This is a genomic window from Flavivirga abyssicola (genome assembly GCF_030540775.2).
GTDB classification, from domain to species: Bacteria; Bacteroidota; Bacteroidia; order Flavobacteriales; family Flavobacteriaceae; genus Flavivirga; species Flavivirga abyssicola.
The window spans coordinates 2,705,081-2,725,676 of the sequence record NZ_CP141266.1; the positions used below are offsets into that span (position 1 = coordinate 2,705,081).

Consider the following 20,596-nt stretch of genomic DNA (forward strand, 5'->3'; position numbering starts at 1 on the left):
GAGGCCTAAGCCTCTCCTTATGTATGATTAATACTAACTCAGTAAGTCTTTATACTTGTCTTTATAGCCATATAGGACGATAATATTTAAAACTAGTAAAATTAACGCACCCATAATACTTTCTGGAGCTAACATGGCATGGAATAATACAGCATTTATAGAAACACTCATTAAAATAAGAGCTAGTAATGCTCCAAATTTGTTAAAAATTAATGCTAATCCTGCAACAATTTCTACAATGGCTACTAATGTTATTAATTTAACAGAAACTAATGCTCCGAAATAAGCTCCAGCTTCAGGAGACATTTCTCCATGACCTATAAAATGAAAGAACTTATTAAGTCCAAAAAACAAAATAAAAAGTCCGAGAAGTAATCTCACGACCATAAAAACTTTTGAATTCATAATAAATGTATTTATTAGTTATTAGATTGAAAGATAGCAAATTAAAATTAATTTGCTGTCGATTTTGTCGAAACTGTATTAATTAACTAACAAACGTGTACCTTCGCTATGACTACTAAATTCTGGTGCATACATACTCTGTATCGTGGTAATACCATTACTCATATTACCAGCATTATTAATTCTTAAGTCGTATTCAAAAACATAAATACCTTTTGGTAAATAATCAAAAAAGAAATTAGTAGAAGCATCTTTTGTGCTTTCGTAATACCCCAGACCATCTTGCCATTTATATTGTGATAACACATTTACAGGCTCTAATCCTGAGGCCCTCATATCTTTCATATGAACAAATTCCATGTTTCGATCACTACGTAACTCTATACGAACTCTTATCAAGTCTCCAACTTTTAAATGGGTGCTTTCTGTAATTTCAGAAATGACCTCGCCTGTATCATCATATTGCTTTAAGAATAATTTTTTCTTTAATTTTAGAGGCGTTTCTGCCAATGTGATTTTATCTAAATCTTCAAAATATTGCCAATATAAACTTCCCCAAGCTATTCCGTTTCCTTTTTTAGTAAGCTTTACCTTAGCCATTTCTGGCTTTATTTCAGAAGCACCCCAAGACGTTTTATAATAACCAGTACCAGCTTCTACTTTTACATGCTCTAATGTTGAAGGTGCTATTTTTTGCTTGCCTAAAACAACATCAACCATATCTGTCACCGATAACCAATCACTTCCTTGAAGTAACAAAGCGTATACTGCATCAGTAGTTGCCTTGGTAGTTTTCCATCTATTGGTTTGTTTGTTCTTAAGTAACCAGATTTTTAAGTTATCTATGGTTTCAAGATTCTTTGTTTCGTTCTGAATGACATGACCAGCCTCAGAAAAAGCTTCAATTAAAAGCGCTTGCGTTTCAATAGGCGCTTGATACCAGAACCAAGAGTTGGTATTAGCTTTCCAATACATTCCTAACGCTTCTGAAGTAATACTCGTTTCTTTTAGCGATTTTAAAATCTTATTCGTTGTTTTAGAATCATTGGCTCTATGAGATATCAAAGTCATTAATCCTTTAGCGTATAAAGGTCTACTTAACCAATATTTTTGAATTTGTGTATGGTAATACTTGGTGATATTTTCGACTTCTTTCGATTTCTTAATTTCTGGATAAAAGCTTCGCATGTATAAATAATGTAACTGCGTGTAGCTTAAATGATCTTTGTTTAAGTCTATTTTAGCATCGTATTTTCTGATGTCTTTGTATTCTTTTACGAATTGTGCATCTAGATACTGAATGGCTTTTGAGGTCATTTGAGACGTCTCGACTGCGCTCGACGAGACAGATAACTTATTTAAATGCCCAAAACCAGTAATAATATGTTGTGTAATATATCTGTTTGCACGTCCACCATCAAACCAGGCCCAAGCCCCCGAATCCATCTGATTATCTTTTAATTTTCTGATAGCAGATTGCAATTCATTGTTCATTTTGTTTAAATCGAAAAGTAGCGCAATACGTTTTTTCTGTTCTGTTTCGCTTTGTGCATCTCGTAACCAGGGTGTTTCCTGAATAAGAATAGATTTTAATTCTTCATTTTTTTCTAAGTTAGAGATGAGTACATTTTGAGACTTCCATTGATTAAAAACGTTCTGAATTCTTGGGTTAGAATTTGCTATATGACTCGCCAAAGCATTCGCATAATAACGGCTAAACGTTTGTTCGTTGCATTCATACGGGTATTCCATTAAATAGGGGAGTGCTTGCACTGCATACCACGCAGGGTTGGAAGTCATTTCCAGAGTTAGTTTATGGTTTTTAAGTGTTGTTGAGGTGTTATTTTTTAGTTTGTCTAGTGTAAAAGTTTTTGTTTGATTACTGCGAATCCACATGGGAAGTGTTTCGGTAACTAACATTCTATTAGATAGGACTGGTAACGCGTTTTGTTCACCATCACTAAAGGCCTCTGATTTGGCTATTACTTTGTATTGAACTGCTTGAATATCATCTGGAATTGATAAACTCCATGATACTTGTGTGTTGCTTTTGGCATTGATAGTAAAAGCCCTCTCTGGCTTCGCCATCTCTCCCAGAGGGAGAGAATTATTAGAACTTGTTATAAGTTTTTGAGAGATATCCTTTCCAGAAATAGCATCTGTTAACAATAAAATGGCATGTCCAGATAATTGTTTTTCGGTAAGGTTGGCAATTTTAGTACTAATGGTAATTTGATCCCCTTCTCGTAAAAAACGTGGTGTATTTGGTGTTACCATTAACTCTTTTTGAGTAACCGTAGTTAACGTTCTGGTAGCATGTTCTAAAGTTTTTGTATGTGCTAATAACTGTAAATTCCATCGCGTTAAAGCTTCTGGAGTTGTGAAACTGAAACTGATATTGCCTTCTGAATCTGTTTTTAACTGTGGAAAGAAAAAGGTTGTTTCTTGAAGGTTTTTACGGATTTTAACGTTATCGAAGTTTGGTTTTTCTGATTTTTTTTCTGGAGCTTCCTCATCTGATTCCAAACCTTCACCAGAATTTAGTTTAGCCTTATCATCTAAATCTAAACTATCTTCTAACTGGTTAGGCTCAACAGTAGATTCTTTTAACTCCATTTCTTCTGAGACCACAGGAGCACCAGCTATACGGCTATTAAGCATTTTTTTGCTTCTGAAACTTACTGAATTGAAATATCCAAAGTGATACCCAAACCAGTTCAATTGGTCGTAATACTGAGTTGGATAACTACCGATATTATAATCATTATAAACTCTAAAATAACCTGTGCCAAAGCTCTTGTGGGCATTGGTAGATATATGTGAATAATAAGTAGGTTTATTAATAGGATTGAAATACCAGCCATGTGGTTTAAATTGGTCTAATGAAGCATCATACATACTTGCCAATAACTCTGCACTAACTTCATCGCCTTTAGGTCCTTTTATTTTAAAACTCCAGGTTTCATCGGTTCCTGGTTGGAGCTTATCTCTAAAGGTTGTGGTTTCAATGTCCAATTCTGTTTTAGGGTAGGGAACAAATATATTTAAACTGCCCGATTGAAAACTATTGAAAGCTGCAAAGCTATATTTGACCACAAAGCCACCAGTATCGTCACTGTTTATGGGGACGGAAATTGTTTTTTTGTTCTTATTTAGTTGAATAATGTACGTTTTTACAATCTTACGATTTTTTTCAACTTGAACCGTAACATTTAAGTTGCTTGCAGCAGAACCTAGTGTAATTATAGCTTTTTCACCTGCTTTATAGCTTGATTTATTTGTCGTGATGTGAAATAATTGGTTATCTGCTAAGGTTTTATCAGAATTGCTATATAGAGCCGTTTTAATTTCATCTTTAACCAATTGACCAAACTTGTCTTTACTTTCTAAAATGATAATGTATTTGCCTGATTCCCATTTTTTAATTTTACCAAGATTAAGCTTTTTTGTGTGTTCTGTGTTGAATGATGATATAAAAACAAGTTTTCCTTTTTTCCAATTATTAGAATTATGTTCATTAGAGTAAGCATCATATGGAAATAATTTATTAAAAACGTCTTCTGAAAATTCTTGATAATCTGGAGCTTCCCAAGGTCTTGGCCTTAAGACTTTTTTAGGAGCTTTCAATTTATACATTTTTACTGTTCCTTTTGCTGCTACAAATTCACCATTTAAGTTTCTGGTATCTATTTCAATGGCATTATTTTTTTTAGTTTTATCTATTAGATTAGCTATAGACATATTTGCCGTTAATGCGTGGTATCCAACATTGACTATTGTAGTTGCAGTTCTGGTTTCACCATTTAAATCGGTAACATCTGCAGTAACTTCATATTTAAAAATAGGAAGGTTAGTTTTGTCAACACCTTGATCTGGAATGGCTTTAAAAGTAATTTCAAATTCTCCTTTGTTATTAGTCATACTTTTACCATGAGTGATTTCCTGAGGTTCACTATTATTAAACCACGGGTGATAAAAATAACACCAACGAGGATATTCCACCTTTCTGTGTACCCGATACACCACTTTAGCATTGGTAATATTGCTTCCAGCATAAGCTATAGCATTTCCTTTTATGGTTACTGAGTCGTTGATTTTATAAGTTTCGGTTATGGGATTAAATGTTGTTTCAAATTTTGGACGCTTATATTCTTCAACAGAGAAGTAAGCAGAACTCTCCATGTCATACCCTTGATCAGCATCAAATTCTATATAATATCCCCCATTTAAGCCATTATTAGGCAGTATAAATTCACCTGAAACAGAACCAAATTCATTTGTTTTAGACTTTAATATTTTTACCTCTTCACCATTTGCATTATATAAAATGGCGTAAACTTTTTCGTTTGATAAAACCACAGATTTTTCTTCTTCTGTTTTAATAGCAATGGCTTTAAAATAAACCGTTTGGCCTGGTCTGTAAATACTTCTATCTGTGAATATGAAAGAGTTATGTTTAACACCTTCTTGCCGCTCTTTGTAATATCTGTAAATATAATATTCACCAAAATATGCGACATCATTATTATGTTTAACCTTAACTTTTATATTCGCATTACGCGTTTTGTTTTTTTCAATTTTTACCTCTCCATATGTATTTGTAGTGAGGTTTTCTGTTTGATAGCTTTTGCCATTATTTTTGCTATGGCTTATTTCTACCTTAGCATTACTAATTGGTTTTCCATTATTTCTGTCAATAATTTGAAAGGTTTTATGGGTATTGCTTTCCGTTTCAATTAAAGCTAGGTTAGTAACTTGTACTGTGCTAAACGCAAGGGTTTTTCCGTCGTTTTTAGACGATGCAAAAATTAAATAAGCCCCATTGTTTAACCCTGGAACTAAAATTTCGGTCGTATGCATTTGGTAATCACCTTCATTTTGTAGCGTGTTATCCCAGTTTTTATAAGGATCTAACTTTTTAATAAAAGCGAGTTGTTTGCCTTGTCTATATGTTTGATTGAATTTTTCTAACTGACTTCTATTTAGCTTAAATATTTTAAACTGAAGTTGGCTTAGATTTTTATACTGTATTAATAAACGTGCATTTTGCTGTATAGAAAGAAAATTTTCTGTAGTAACCTGTAAAGATGGTTGCTCAATTCGTTGTTTTAAAACGGTACATTTTTTAGCACCGTCACTTTTAGGGAATTTTGAAATAGCATTATTACAAATTGTAATAGCATCCTTAATTTTCCAGCGATTATCTTCATTTGTTTTAGGCTGATAGTTTGCACCATGTTGATTGTAAATAGTCGCTATTTCATAGTCGTATAACGTAGAGACCTCATGCGTTTTTAAATGGTCTTTTTCAGTTTCTAATGTTTTTAGCAGAATGGATTCTTTATCGTTAAATGTAGCATGTTGCTTCACAAATTTTAAGCGATTAATATTTACGTCTGCTAAAGCAAATGGTTTTTCATCTTTTAAATGAAAACGCATCAAATCCTGATAGATTTTTAAGGCATTTAGCTGTAATGATGTCGTGTCTTTTGAATCTATTTTTAATTTTGAAAATGTTTTGGCATCTCCTAAAAAATCAGGATTATCAATTTCAAATTTGTAAGCAGGTTTGGTAATATGAGTTTCATCGGTTTTATAAAATAGTAGCGCATTATGATTTAAAAAGTCGAATAATGTAGGTCTGTAAATTTTAGATTCCTTTTGTAAATTTAGAATGTCATCATAATTGCCCAAAGGCTCCAATTGTAACATTAATCCATTTTGTAGCGAATTTTGATAATGTATATGAATCTCGTTGAATATTGTTTGTAAATCCCAAGTTCTAAAATCTTGAACTTGCCCTGAACTTGTCGAAGAGTCTACATTTTCAATAGTTTTTGTTCTATTATATAATTTCCATCTATTTTGATTATAGTATTGCCAATACATGTTGGCTAGAATGCTTTCTAAAATATTTTTTGTTGGAAAGGCACTTTCTTTAATGGCATCTTTAAAATTGTTAATGATTTTGAGTTGGGCATCTTCTTCTAAAACCAAAGCGAATTTGCTTTTAAAAAGCATGCCTTTTATTAGTTGAGGGGCATTTTTATCTTTCTTTGCCAGTTTAGTAATGTCTTCGACAATTTTTAAAGCAGATTTAGGTAACCCTTCTGTTTCAAATTGCTCGACTTTAGTCCATAAGCCTTCATATGTATTGCTCTGAGCATTAGAAAAAGAGGTGATAAGTATAATCATTAATAAAGATAAAGTGTTTTTCATTTTTTTAAGTTTGTATCTAAAATACTTTCAAAAGCTATACCAAAAAATAAGGAATGAGCGAACATACAGTTTGGTTGAGTGAAATTAGTTTTTTATGAGTGAACCAGAAAGTTTATTTTTACATTATCGACTATATACATTATGAGAAATTTTTTGCTCCTTTTTTTACTTCCTATAATGGCTTTCAGTCAGTCAAACCTTGACGGGATAGAAGCGCTTTTTCAAAAAAAACAATTTAAAAAAGCCCAACAAAAGATCAGTGATTATTTGAAAACACATCCTAATAACTTGCAAGCCATTGAATTATTGGGAGATGCTTATGGGCATCAAAAAAAATGGGATGCTGCTATTTTACAATACGAAAAGTTAGTGAAAAATGAAGAGAATGAAGCTAACTATCATTATAAATATGGGGGGGCATTGGGTATGAAAGCTATGTCTATTAGTAAATTAAAAGCCTTGGGGATTATAGGAGATATAAAAGAAGCATTTTTGAAAGCGGCTGAGTTGGATAAAAATCATATTGATACTCGTTGGGCCTTGGTAGAACTATATATGCAATTGCCAGGCATTCTAGGTGGTAGTAAAAGTAAATCATTACTATATGCTGGAGAATTAGAAGCGCTGTCTAAGGTGGACGGTTATTTGGCAAAAGGTTATGTTTATGAGTATGATGACGAGCCGGAATTAGCTGAAAAGTATTATAAAATGGCGATAAAAGAAGGCGGTTCTGTAACTTGTTATAATAAATTGACCACTTTATACGAAAATGAAGAGGTACCAGAAAAAGCTATCGAAAACATAGAAGCAGCTCATAAAAAACATCAACGGAATGCGATGCATTATCAAATTGGTAAAGTTGCTGCAGAGTACAATATAGAGTTGCAAAAAGGAGAGCGCTGTTTAAAGACCTATTTAGATAATTATTCTGCTGAAGATGGGGTGCCTAAAGCTTGGGCGAATTATCGTTTGGCACAAATTCATATGCACAAAAAAAACAAACAAGAGGCTTTAAAATATATAGAATTGGCTATTGCTGAACTTCCTAAGATTAAGCCGTTTAAAGAAGAAAAGGAGAAGATTCTTAGTTTGTGAGCTAGGGAGATGAAGTACAGAGAATTAAGAATGAAGTATAGAGTCTTCTTTTTGGTTTTTAAGTGTTTAATTTTGCTAGAAACTAGAAACTAGAAACTAGAAACTAGAAACTAGAAACTAGAAACTAGAAACTAGAAACGAATTGGTGCGATTTTTTAGAGTTTGGTTTTGAAAATTTAGTTTTGAACACTGAACACTGAACACTGAACACTGATTTTCCCTTTTATTATTAGATTTTGTTTCGTTTAATTTGGAATTTGAAATCTGGAGTTTGATATTTGTTGTATGAACGTACATTTTATAGCTATAGGTGGTGCTGCTATGCACAATTTAGCCTTAGCATTGCATAATAAAGGCTATCAGGTAACAGGAAGTGACGATACTATTTTCGAGCCTTCAAAATCACGATTACATGCTAAAGGGTTATTACCCGAAATTTTTGGGTGGTATCCAGAAAAAATCACATCAGATTTAGATGCGATTGTTTTAGGGATGCATGCTAAAGCGGATAATCCAGAATTGTTAAAAGCTCAGGATCTGGGGTTGAAAATTTATAGTTACCCTGAGTTTTTGTACGAGCAATCTAAACATAAAACTCGTGTTGTTATTGGCGGAAGTCATGGGAAAACGACCATAACTTCTATGATTTTACATGTTATGCATTATCATGATAGAGATGTTGATTATATGGTTGGTGCACAGTTAGAAGGTTTTGATGTGATGGTGAAACTCACCGATGAAAATGACTTTATCGTATTAGAAGGTGATGAGTATTTAAGTTCTCCTATAGACAGGCGTCCTAAATTTCACTTATATAAACCTAATATTGCTTTATTAAGTGGTATTGCCTGGGATCATATCAACGTATTTCCTTCCTATGATAATTATATGGAACAGTTTAGTATTTTTGTAGATTCTATTGTTAGTGGGGGGAGTATTAGCTACAATGAGGAAGACCTTGAGGTAAAACGTGTTGTTGAAGCTTCAACAAATACTATTCGTAAATTACCATATCAAACACCGGAATATACTGTTGAAAATGGAGAAACCTTATTAGAAACTCCAGAAGGCGATTTGCCTATAGAAGTGTTTGGAAAACATAATTTAAATAACCTTGCAGGTGCGAAATGGATTTGTCAGCACATGGGTATTGACGAGGATGATTTTTACGAAGCTATTTCTACCTTTAAAGGTGCGAGCAAACGTTTAGAGAAAATAGCTGAAAGTAAAACCAGTGTAGCTTATAAAGATTTTGCACACTCACCAAGTAAGGTTGAAGCGACCACCAATGCGGTTAAAGAACAATACGAAAATAGAACTTTAGTGGCTTGTTTAGAATTGCATACGTATAGTAGTTTAAATGCTGAGTTTTTAAAAGAGTATAAGGGGGCATTAGATGCGGCAGATGTTGCTGTGGTATTTTATTCCCCGCATGCTGTGGAAATTAAAAAGTTAGAGGAAGTAACACATGAGCAAATTGCTAATGCTTTTCAGCGTGACGATTTAATTATTTATACCAATCCAGAGGATTTTAAAGACTTTTTATTCTCGCAGGACTTTAATAATAAAGCACTTTTATTAATGAGTTCAGGTAATTATGGGGGACTTGATTTTGATGCTATAAAAAATCAATTCTAGCCCCCCGCCATAAACTATAAGGGTTTGCAAGTTAATTCTTAATAAAACGCTTTATATATTCGGTGCCGTTTATATTAATTTTTATTAAATAAACTCCATTTGATAAATTCTTAATAGGAACCTTAACATTGGAATTATTCGTTTGTAATTTTGAAATATCATAATCCATTTTCAATTGCCCTTGCATGTTGAAAATACTAATGCTTTTAAAGTTAGCTACTGATAATAAATCACTTTTCAAGGAGATAAATTGACTATTAGTAGTAGGGTTTGGAAACGCTTTAATTAATTCTCTAGGCTCATCATTTGTAGCATTTTTTGCTACGCTTAATAATGGATTAAAGCCAGAGTAAATACCTTTAGCCCAAGCACTTCCTTTTAATGCTAACCAGAATACATTTAAATCTTCGGGGTCTGGTTTTAGGTCGGTAATCACATCTGGTTGTCCTAAATTGTTACTAATCTTTAGCCAGGTGCTTCCTCCATCAAAGGATACATAAGCACCAGGATTAAATAGTGTTACAGCATTATTACCTTTGTCATTTTGCAAAGCAACATTAACAGTAATTAAATTTGGATTAAGAGGTGATGTTTCAGTTTGCCAGACGTAAGGCATATCAAAAATCTTAATCCATGTTGCACCAGCATCAGCACTTTTCCAAACGCCACCTTCATTAACATTTCTACTGGAAAATCGTCCGCAGGATATATAAATGTCTTCAGTGGTTTTGTCTACAAATACATTGTTAACCGCTTTTATTGCTGATGGAATAGTGACTTTATTCCAGAATTGTCCACTATTATCAGAAAAATATAAACCGCCAGGAGCTCCATTTCTGGATTCATTTAATGCGGCATACATTCGCCATGGTTTTTTAGGATTAAGTGTAATTCTACGAACACTCATGTCTGCTGGCATACCATTATTTGAAGTTTGCCATGTAGCACCGCCATCAAAACTTCTTTTTACACCAAGGTCTTCAGGAAGTGTTGTTATTCTAAACGCAGAATTAACTTCTGCTATAGGGTTGCCCATGGTACAGAAATACATTCTTTCTGGTTTGCTTGGATTAATAATAAGGTCGTATTGAAAAATATGATCTAAAGACGTATTGGTTCCAGAGTAGTCTCCATCAAAGGCAAAAGTAACATTGCTCCAAGTACCTCCGCCATCGGTAGATTTACGTAAATATCCTCTATGGTTTTGACGAAACTGTAATGTGAAAATAGTATTAGGATCGTTGGGATGGACTGCAACAGTTGATATAGATTTCGCGCCATCAGGATTTACTTGCCCTTCAATTTGTTCTACAGCTACAGTTAAATTATCTGCTCGAGGAAAACCTGTAGCATCTGTAGTTTGCCAAAGCCCATGTTCACCACTACACAGAAGTTTACGTCCCGGTACTCCTGTTTCTAATAATAAAAATCGACCTGGTAAATTACTGTCACCACGTCCAATCCATTTGTGACTTCCGGGTGATGTCTCATCATCATCAACTTGTGTCCAAGTAGCTCCGTTATCTGAAGTTTTCAATGTTTGTTGATCAATGCTTATAAAAACCTCTCCTCTTTGGTTGATTTCCATAAAACGATTTCCCGAAAATTCTTCTTTATCCTGTATTTCCTCTTGAAGGTGGGCAAAAGTTGTGTTAACGGTACTGGGGCTATTTCTAGCAGTCCAATAATTTGTGTCTGCCCCTCTGTCCCAATACTTACCGGTGCGTACGCAAGGGAACCAATTTACCCCGCCGTCTTCAGTTTTCCAAACATCTCCTGGACCAAATGTAAAATCGTGCTTTACATTATAGGACACATAAATTTCATTTTTATTTGCTGGATTCACTACCAAACGGTTATAAACAGCTAATACATTTGTATTTGGGAATTGACTGTAAGTGGTCTTTGCATTATCTTTACTAATGCCAAGCCAATAAGCTATGGCTCTATAATACTTGTCGCCAACCGTAAAACTATCTACACCATTTGCATTAGTTCCATTGTTTGAGTCTGAAGCAATACGTACACCGAGGTTACCAGTAAGGCTGGTCCATGTCGCTCCAAAGTCGGTACTTTTATACACCCCACCAGTAGAATTTACAGTATTTCCACTAGGAGTGTAATGTGTTTGTTCTACTAAGTATAAAGTGGTTATGGGATTACTAGGATTTGTTTTATCTACATGAACATCCATATCCCTAGGTAGGTTGTGAGGTAATCCATTCCCCGGATTTGCCGTCCAACTAACCCCTTTATTGGTACTGTTGTATAATCCAAAATTAGTCATAGCTATAATATTATTGGAGTTTGAAGGGTCTACAACAATTACCCCAACAGATAAGTCGTTTGTATGTGCAGGGTCAACAACTACAGGTGTCCAATTGGCTCCTTTATCATCCGTTCTATAAATATGGCCATAAGCAATAAAATTATCAATATTACCCTGTGGCGCTGCTTGAGTACGATGATATCCTTTAACATTCCAAAAATCTCCTGCACCTATATACCAGTTATTATCATCGCTAGGATCAACAACCATTTCGGAGTGTCTTCCTTCCATAAGTTCTAAAACTTTAGTCCAACTACGGCCTTTGTCATTAGTTGTATATAAAAAGCCTCTAACATTGGTAGCAAAGCCAAAATTTGGATCTTGATGAGATAATGTTATGTTTTGAACACGACGTAAGCCACGACCATTTCCATCAATCTCTTTAATTGTTTGCCAGGTTACTCCATTATCAAAAGTCCCATAAGAATTAGATAAATCTGGAGACATATAATAACAATTAGGATCGGTTGGGTGAATCCAAAATTCTTCACAATATCCTGAGTTTCCGGGACCAAACTGTCTCCATTCAAAATCAGGACTGGAATTTTGCTTGCTAGATTTTAAAGCATTAAAATAATTGGTATCTAAAGTTTGCGCATTACTACTAACAACTGCTAATAGTAATAGCAGGTAGGGTTTTAAAGATTTGAGTATCATTGTTCCATAAGTTTTATATTAATAATTTTAATAATAATCAAGATTGATCGCTTGCAAAATTACTTATAATAGGTACTTACGTAGTAGAACTTATGTTTTTATCACTGCAACAAAACGTTTTGAATACCGTGTTAAGTCGGTTTAATATTACAAATGATTAAAAAGGTACTAAATGTTGCTATTTTGTGCACTTTAACAATATATTTCTATAAAGCCATATGATTGTAAGTTATTTCTGTCTTAAAAAATTGAAAAAGTAATAACTACCTTCTTAAAAATTGCATAACACCTGTATTTAATTGAAAGTCTAAATCTGAAACAAAATAATCAATCTCATTATTTGGGAAACAACTATTAATACAATTAATGGCTTTACAAATATCTTTGTAGTAATCTAAAAGGTTGTGGTTATCTGGAACCAAATCCTCTTGTTTACACCATTCTAAAAAATCCGAAGACTCATTAATAGTTACTATGGCTCTAAAAACAATAATAAAATTTAATACAGGATTATAGTAGTTAAGGTCTTCGTATTCATCTACAACATGAATGTTATATGTGTTATTATTTATCTTTAATGTTAACGGAATTAATTTTTCATCAATAGGAACCCCTTTACCCAACCAAATTGTTATCCCATGGGTGGCGATAAAGTTTTGAATAGTTATAATCTCAGGGTACATCAATCTCGAAATGTATAAATTAAAGGCTTTTATTCAAAATTACGCAAACACTCTATTAATTCGGTGGAATTAATAGAGTTTTTTGCTTTCGTTAAAGTCGACTACAAGCCCATTAAAAATCCATTTTGCTAAAGCCTTTCTATTGTGATAATTAAGAATTCGCTTTTGATCTTTTTTACTTTTTATATTGCCTAGTTCAATATATACCATGGCAGGTAAGGTCTTTTTTACTAAGTATAACCCTCTGGATTTTACCGACCCCGAATATGTTCTGTTAGGCTGGTATTTAGCATATTTCTCTTTGAACGATTGATGAATGTTTTTGGCTAATCGTTTTCCGCTTTTACTGTTATAATGATGGTAAAAAAATACGTCAATATTTTTACCCTTACTTCTGCTGTCAACATGAGTTACAATTAGCCTTTGGTAGGCACCTTTATGTTTCAAGTATAAGCTGTTCACTGTTTTGGTACGTTGTCGTAATCGTAATTTTTGATTTTTTGAAATAGGTTTATTTGGAAAATTAACTTCGTCATAATCTACTTCAAGTATTTTTTTATCTCTAATGCCATCATTTTTATCTTTAATGATTATATAAACCTTTGCTCCGTAAGAAATAAGCCTTCTAGCTAGTCGTAATGTAACATCATAAGCATATTCATCTTCAGAAATTAGTTTACCATTGTATGTCTCAATAGCTCCAGGATCGGGACCACCATGTCCAGAAATTAAATAATAAATGGTACCATTTAACATATTGTTTTCTAAAGGAACATGAGCATAGTCTTTACCAAATAGGGGATAGTTAATATGCTTTACTGTGGGCTTACTATCGAGAGGGTTATCACTAATTTTTGGTTTAGTTTTATCTACTATAGGCGGTGTTTCAATAGTAACAATGCTGTCCTTTTTTTGTATAGTTGGGAGTCTATATGTTCTACCTTTTACCAGGCCGTTGTCTAGTGTTAAGCTATCTTTATTTAACTCAATAAAAGCTTTATAATACTTTGTTGGCTCAAAACCATTGTTTCTAAGGATAGAATAAACACCATCACCAGCGCTAGCTATTACTTTTATTTGAGATGCTTGAGCAATAGTTATGCTAGGTATGGTTAAATATAAAAAGAGTAATAATAATATTTTCAATATTGGTTAATTTTTGAATCACAATCTCAAAACATATAAAATACGCCAGATCACTCTGTTAAACAACGTTGTTTTTTTATTTTTATTTGTCGAAATCGTTTTGATTTAAAAACACCTTTTCTAAAAATGCTTCAATACTTTTTTGATTAGCCTGAATTAATTCAACTCTAGCATTTTCAATATCTCGTGGTTTTTTATCTTGAGATAGCTTGAACTTCCCTTCCCAATCAGTAATAGTGATTTCAAACATTTTAATATAATCCAAGTAGCCTTTCATACTGCGATTATCGGGTTCTAAAACAAACTTATGTTCTGGAGCTTCCAAAAAAGCGGTCATGTCAATTAATGATTTTTTTAAAGCTTCCTTGTTTTGAATAGCCTTAACCGTAGCTTTTAAATGAACGATGATATAATTCCAGGTAGGTAATTGTTTGGTTGTGTATATACTTGGTGAGATGTAACATTGCGGACCTGTAAATATGATCGTAAGATCGTTGTCATCTTTTAATAATTCTGCCTGTGGGTTAAATTTATCAATGTGCCCAATAAGTTTACCCGCATCGTTATAAATTAAAGGCAAGTGGGTGATTAATGGCTGATTATCTTTTACAGAAATTAGTGTCGCTAAAGGATACGTTTTAATCACTTCTATCATGTGATTAATCTCATTGTCCTGATGATACTTTGGAGGATATTTCAAACCAATCTTTGAGATTTAATTTATAAAATTACAATATTTATTTTTCTTGTTTTTTATTTTAAAAAACAGAAAGAAATTACTTACTTTTAAATTATTAATTTACCTTGAGCAAAATTTAAACGTAAAAGACTAAGTACAACTAACCAATGCAAGAAAAACTAGCATCGTTTTCAATAAAAAACTGGTCGCAAGGCGATCAACCACGCGAAAAATTATTTTATAAAGGAAGAGAAGTATTAAGTGATGCAGAATTAGTGGCTATATTAATAGGTTCTGGTAATAAAAATGAAAGTGCTGTTGCCTTGTGTAAACGAATCTTGGCAAGTGTAGATAATAATTTAAGCGAATTGGGTAAATTATCAATTATAGAACTCATGGAATTTAAGGGTATTGGGGAGGCTAAAGCTATTTCTATTGCTGCAGCTTTAGAGTTAGGAAGGCGGAGGCGGATTGAAGATGCTTTGGAACGAAGTAAAATAACATCCAGTAGATCTGCTTTTGAGCTTATGCAGCCAAAAATAGGCGAGTTAAAACATGAAGAGTTTTGGATTATTTACTTAAACAATTCTAATAAAGTGATTCAAAAAAATCAATTAAGTAAAGGAGGCATTACGGGGACTTTAGTCGATGTACGTTTGGTATTGAAAAATGCTTTAGAAGTTGGTGCTACAGGGTTGATATTAGCCCATAATCATCCTTCGGGAACTTTAAAACCTAGTGAATCTGACAAACAAATCACCAAAAAATTAAAAAAGGCAGCACAAAGTATCGATATTAAAGTTCTAGACCATCTAATTATAACAGAAAAAGCATATTTTAGTTTCTCAGATGAAACGCTATTATAATGCTTTTAGTTTATACTCATAAAATATCACCCCGCTTAAAATATGTTTTTAAACATATTTGTATCAGAATTCTAGGTATAGAAGTCAAATTTACTACCCAAATAGAAGCATTTATTGCGCACGATAGCTTGAAAATGTCTTATACAAAACAACAACTTGGAAATGAGTTTTTTATTAAAAGTCACGATATATTATTTGAGCAGGGATTGAGTGATTTGGATATAAGCATCCATGACTGGGAAAACACCAAATGTTTCTTTTTTAATGGAGATAAAAGTGCCATCCCTTTCGATATTTTTGCAGCTTCTTTTTATTTATTGTCTCGTTATGAAGAATATTTACCACATGTAAAAGATGAATTTGGTCGATTTACTGCTGTTGAAAGTCTAGCTTACAAACATGGTTTCCTTAAACAGCCAGTGGTGGATATATGGGCATATAAATTTAAAGATGCTTTACAGGCACAATTTCCAGAATTTAAGTTTCCAGAAAAAAGCTATACTATTAAGCCTATTATTGATGTTCCCAGTGCCTATAATTTTAGACTGAAAGGAATTATGCGAACTCTTGGTGGTATGGCGAAAGATCTAGTTAGATTTAGATTTAAGGGTTTGTATTTTAGAATTATGGTTATTCTTGGTTTTATGCATGATCCGTTTGATACTTATAAGTATATAATAAACAGACAAAAACATACTAAGTTTAAGTTTTTGTTCTTTTTTTTAATAGGGGACTATTCCACATATGATAAAGGGATAAACCCTAATAAAAAGAAGTTTGTATCGCTTATAAAACATATTGCAGATTACTGCTATGTTGGTTTAAAAGCTTCTTATTTTGCTATTGAAGACATGTCTATTTTGAAGAAAGAAAAATCACGAATGGAAGCTATTTTGAACACCTCATTAAAAGCTTCAAGACATTCCTTTTCTAGGCTTAATTTACCTAAATCATACCGAAACCTTATAGAATTAGAAATCAAGGAAGATTATACTATGGGATATATCAATCACATAGGTTTTAGAGCCGGATCGTGTACGCCTTTTTTGTTTTACGATTTAGATTATGAAGTACAAACACCTTTAAAAATTTACTCATACCACCTTATGGATTATGCCTTATCAAAAACACATTCTTTGTTGGACAAAAAGAAAGTTTTAAATGAGATTATTAATGAAGTAAAGCAAGTTAATGGTGAGTTTATTTCAATATTTCATAATTATACTTTTAGTGCAGAAAGAGAGTGGAATGGCTTTAAAGATTTATTTAATATTATTTTAGAATCTGCAAATGAAACAGATGAAAATTGAGGGTATTACCGATGTATTTTTTGATTTAGACCATACACTATGGGATTTTGATAAAAACTCCGAGCTAGCATTTAAAAAGATATTAAAACTAAACGATATAGATGTTGATATAAACAACTTTTTACATCATTATGTTTCTATAAATTTGAAGTATTGGAAACTATACAGAGAAGAGAAAATAGAAAAGAAGGCTTTACGTTTTGGTAGGTTGAATGATGCTTTTTCTGCGATTGGTTATCAAGTTAAAGAAGCTGTTATTTATAAGTTGGCGGACGATTATATTAGGTATTTAACAACATTCAATCATCTATTTGAAAATACTTTTGAAATTCTAGATTATTTAAACCTTAATTATAATTTACACATTATTACTAATGGTTTCGATGAAATACAGTATAAAAAACTAACCTTATCTAACATTGATAAATACTTTAAAACTGTTACAAATTCTGAAATGGTAGGCGTTAAAAAACCAAACCCTAAAATTTTTAATTTCGCTTTAGAGTCTGCTAAATCAATTAGTAGTCAAAGTGTTATGATTGGAGATAACTATGAGGCGGACATTCTTGGAGCCAAAAATATTGGTATGGAAGTTGTTTTCTTTGATATTCATAACGAAGCCATTAATGATAATATTAAGAGAATTAACAATTTAATTCAATTGAAGAAGTTTCTATGATGCACTAATTTTTTTATTTTCGCGTTCTGTTCTTATAATCTAACCTCTTATGCAAAAACGAAAAATTATGCGCTCGTTTTTAATCATTGCTTTATTTTTAAGTCTTTTTTCTTGTACTAAGGAAGTTGATTTTGAGCAGGCCGATGATTTTGAAATTTCTCCTGTAATAGAATCTAGCCTTATATTTTTTGATGAGCCAGCTAGTTCTTTTTTAGTTAATAGCACAGAAATAATTTCTATTAAAGACTCCATAGAAATAGAGTTATTTAACAATGAATTTATAATTGATAACCTTATTAAAGCAGACTTTGTATTTGAAGCAACAAACTCAATTAATAAAGCGTTTCAAATACAAGTTGATTTTATTAATGATGCAGGTCAACAAGTACATATGTCCACACTTGAAGCTTTACCTTCAACAGATGGTCGTGATGTTATATCAAATCACATTGAAGTATTTGTAGATGATGAATTAGAAGCCTTAAAAAATACTTCAAAAATGGTATTCACCCTTGACTTGTTACCTGGAAGTATTATTGATCCAGCAACATCTGGTAGAATAAAGTTAAAATCCAAAGCCATTTTTTATTTGAATATAGGTGATTTATGAGAAGACTAATTTTATTTTTTATAATAGCTTCTTGTTACTTTTCGTTTTCACAAAACAAGCAATTACTTTATGGGTTTTCAGAAATTCCACAAGCGTTATTGCTTAACCCTGGAGGGAACATAAAAAATGATTTTTATTTTGGAATTCCTTTATTATCGCATATTCATACTAACGTTGGTATTACAGGAAGTACTGTTTATGATCTTTTTGCAAAAGATGGTGTTGATTTTAACACCAAGCTACAAAATGCTGTTTATGACATGGATTCCAGAGACTTTTTTAGCGCAAATCAACAATTAGAAATTTTTTCTGGAGGGTTTTCTTTTGGAAGTTTATATGAAAAAAATCAATATTTGAGTTTTGGACTATATCAGGAATTAGATTTTATAACTTATTTCCCAAAAGATTTAGCTGTTTTGGCTTTAGAAGGTAACCAGAATAATATTAATAGGTCTTTTAAAACGAGTGATGTAAGTGTCGCAGCAGAGGTCGTTTCAGTCTTTCACGTAGGGTACAATAAAAAAGTAAATGAAAAACTTACTTTTGGAGTTAGAGGAAAAATATATTCAAGCATAGCAAATATAAATTCTACGAAAAATAAAGGTCATTTTACAACTGTAAACGGGCAAAATAATTTTTATGACCATATTTTTAATTTAGATTTAGAAGCCAGAACATCTGGATTAGCGAGTTTAACAGACGATGAATCTGAGTCTAATTCTGTAGTTAAAGATTTAACAAAGCGTGTTTTTTTAGGAGGAAACTTAGGTCTAGGATTCGATATTGGTATTACACGACAATTGAATGAACAATGGAGTATGGACGCTAGTTTATTAGATGTAGGTTTTATTAGTCATACAAAAGATATTGAAAATTATAAGATAAAAGGTAATTATGTATATGAGGGGATTAACCCTGTTTTTCCTGAAACAGGAAGTGGGCAGACAGCAGACGACTATTGGAGTGAAATTGAAGAGAACTTCGAAGATCTATTTGAAGTAGATACTACAACTGCAAAATATACGACATGGCGGCCTATAAAGTTTAACGCATCGTTAAATTATACTTTTGGTGAACAAGAATATGAAGACTGTAATTGTACAAGGACTGAAAAAAAATATTTAAATAGAGTAGGATTACAGCTATTTGCCATGAGTAGACCCAAACAACCTCAATTGGCATTAACAGCATATTATTACAGACGATTATTTAACGGCTTACAAGTTAAAACGACTTATACAATAGATTCTTATTCTGCTTATAATATAGGTCTGGGGATGTCTGCTAGGTTAGGAGGACTGAATTTTTATATGATGGCAGATAATTTTTTACAATTAAAAAACATTTATAGTGCACAAAGTGTATCTTTACAATTAGGGTTTAACTATATATTTAATAAAAATGAAGACTAATTTTTTTTCTGTTATCATAGTATGTTTTATGGTAACTACTGTTTTTTCACAATCTAATTTAAATGATTACAAATATGTGATTGTTCCTAATAAATTTGATTTTTTGAAGCAGAAAGATCAATATCAATTAAATTCCTTAGCACAATTTTTATTCAAAAAATATGGGTTTGAAGCTTTGATGGAAGGAGGTAAATATCCTGAAGATTTAATTAGAAATAGGTGTTTAGCATTAAGATCTGATGTCGTTAAAGAATCTGGAATGTTTAAAACTAAACTGAGCATAGAACTAAAAGATTGTAACGATCAATTAATTTATTCTTCTAAGTTAGGAGAAAGTAGGGAAAAGGATTATTCCAGAGCTTATAATGAAGCTCTAAGAAATACTTTTAAATCTATAGAGGCTCTTAATTATAAATACAAGCCAAATGAAAATATAACAGGTTTACAGACTCAAAGTTCTGAAGCGAGAAATGAAGTAACGCAAGAAATTGAGCAGCTTAAACAAGAGATTCAAAACCTTAAAAAGGAAAAAGAAGCAGAAGTTGCTGTCAATGCGCAAAAGGTTGTTGAATCTAAACCAAAAGTAGAAGTCGTACCTGTACCTACAATTAAAAAAGAAGTCAATAACATGGAAACAGGGGTGAAAGAAGTGCTATCTAAGGTGTTATATGCTCAAGAAATTGAAAATGGATTTCAATTGGTAGATAGTTCCCCAAAAGTAGTCTACAGAATCAAACAAACAAAACTTGATAATATCTTTTTAGTAGAAAACACAAGCGCTATTATTTATAAAAAGGAGGATCGTTGGGTTATTGAATATTACTCAAATAATGTGTTGAAACAAGAAGAACTAAATATTAAGTTTTAG

The 20,596-nt window shown here is 32.3% G+C and carries 14 protein-coding genes; 8 read left to right on the forward strand and 6 right to left on the reverse strand.

Going from position 1 to position 20,596, the window contains the following annotated elements:
* Positions 1-33 precede the first annotated feature (33 nt).
* Positions 34-405, reverse strand: coding sequence for a DoxX family membrane protein (locus Q4Q34_RS11335; protein WP_303318169.1), 372 nt, complete (start codon positions 403-405; stop codon positions 34-36).
* Positions 406-483: 78 nt separating this feature from the next.
* Positions 484-6,624, reverse strand: a complete 6,141-nt coding sequence (locus tag Q4Q34_RS11340; RefSeq protein ID WP_303318168.1) for an alpha-2-macroglobulin family protein — start codon at positions 6,622-6,624, stop codon at positions 484-486.
* A gap of 177 nt (positions 6,625-6,801) precedes the next feature.
* Here Q4Q34_RS11340 and Q4Q34_RS11345 point away from each other — a divergent pair, with 177 nt between their 5' ends.
* Positions 6,802-7,719 carry a tetratricopeptide repeat protein gene (locus tag Q4Q34_RS11345; protein ID WP_303318167.1) on the forward strand — a complete coding sequence of 306 codons (918 nt, stop codon included), beginning with the start codon at positions 6,802-6,804 and terminating at the stop codon, positions 7,717-7,719.
* Positions 7,720-8,004: 285 nt separating this feature from the next.
* Positions 8,005-9,357 carry a UDP-N-acetylmuramate--L-alanine ligase gene (locus tag Q4Q34_RS11350; RefSeq protein WP_303318166.1) on the forward strand — a complete coding sequence of 451 codons (1,353 nt, stop codon included), beginning with the start codon at positions 8,005-8,007 and terminating at the stop codon, positions 9,355-9,357.
* A gap of 31 nt (positions 9,358-9,388) precedes the next feature.
* Here the strand turns inward: Q4Q34_RS11350 and Q4Q34_RS11355 are convergent, their stop codons facing one another.
* The 4 genes from Q4Q34_RS11355 to Q4Q34_RS11370 all read right to left on the reverse strand — a co-directional run bounded on the left by Q4Q34_RS11355 (position 9,389) and on the right by Q4Q34_RS11370 (position 14,872).
* Positions 9,389-12,343: a T9SS type A sorting domain-containing protein gene (locus tag Q4Q34_RS11355; protein WP_303318165.1), complete on the reverse strand. Its 2,955-nt coding sequence runs from the start codon at positions 12,341-12,343 to the stop codon at positions 9,389-9,391.
* A 263-nt stretch (positions 12,344-12,606) separates the two neighbouring features.
* Positions 12,607-13,026 (reverse strand): hypothetical protein, encoded by a 420-nt coding sequence (locus Q4Q34_RS11360; RefSeq protein ID WP_330444539.1) that lies wholly within the window; start codon positions 13,024-13,026, stop codon positions 12,607-12,609.
* Positions 13,027-13,095: 69 nt separating this feature from the next.
* Positions 13,096-14,172, reverse strand: coding sequence for an N-acetylmuramoyl-L-alanine amidase family protein (locus tag Q4Q34_RS11365; protein WP_303318163.1), 1,077 nt, complete (start codon positions 14,170-14,172; stop codon positions 13,096-13,098).
* Positions 14,173-14,254: 82 nt separating this feature from the next.
* Positions 14,255-14,872, reverse strand: coding sequence for an FMN-binding negative transcriptional regulator (locus Q4Q34_RS11370; protein ID WP_303318162.1), 618 nt, complete (start codon positions 14,870-14,872; stop codon positions 14,255-14,257).
* A 146-nt stretch (positions 14,873-15,018) separates the two neighbouring features.
* On the opposite strand from Q4Q34_RS11370, the gene radC reads away from it, so the two are divergent.
* From radC to Q4Q34_RS11400, 6 genes are all read left to right on the forward strand, one after another.
* Entirely contained in the window at positions 15,019-15,717 is a 699-nt protein-coding gene (gene radC, locus Q4Q34_RS11375) for a RadC family protein (RefSeq protein ID WP_303318161.1), read from the forward strand.
* A gap of 134 nt (positions 15,718-15,851) precedes the next feature.
* Positions 15,852-17,027, forward strand: coding sequence for a polysaccharide deacetylase family protein (locus Q4Q34_RS11380; RefSeq protein ID WP_330444540.1), 1,176 nt, complete (start codon positions 15,852-15,854; stop codon positions 17,025-17,027).
* Complete coding sequence (locus Q4Q34_RS11385; RefSeq protein WP_330444541.1) at positions 17,008-17,706, forward strand: YjjG family noncanonical pyrimidine nucleotidase; 699 nt, start codon at positions 17,008-17,010, stop codon at positions 17,704-17,706. The genes Q4Q34_RS11380 and Q4Q34_RS11385 overlap by 20 nt, the downstream gene beginning before the upstream one ends.
* Positions 17,707-17,773: 67 nt before the next feature.
* Positions 17,774-18,316 (forward strand): hypothetical protein, encoded by a 543-nt coding sequence (locus Q4Q34_RS11390; RefSeq protein WP_330444542.1) that lies wholly within the window; start codon positions 17,774-17,776, stop codon positions 18,314-18,316.
* Positions 18,313-19,728, forward strand: a complete 1,416-nt coding sequence (locus tag Q4Q34_RS11395) for a DUF5723 family protein (protein WP_303318158.1) — start codon at positions 18,313-18,315, stop codon at positions 19,726-19,728. Before Q4Q34_RS11390 ends, Q4Q34_RS11395 begins: the two co-directional genes overlap by 4 nt.
* Positions 19,718-20,596 (forward strand): hypothetical protein, encoded by an 879-nt coding sequence (locus tag Q4Q34_RS11400; protein WP_303318157.1) that lies wholly within the window; start codon positions 19,718-19,720, stop codon positions 20,594-20,596. The genes Q4Q34_RS11395 and Q4Q34_RS11400 overlap by 11 nt, the downstream gene beginning before the upstream one ends.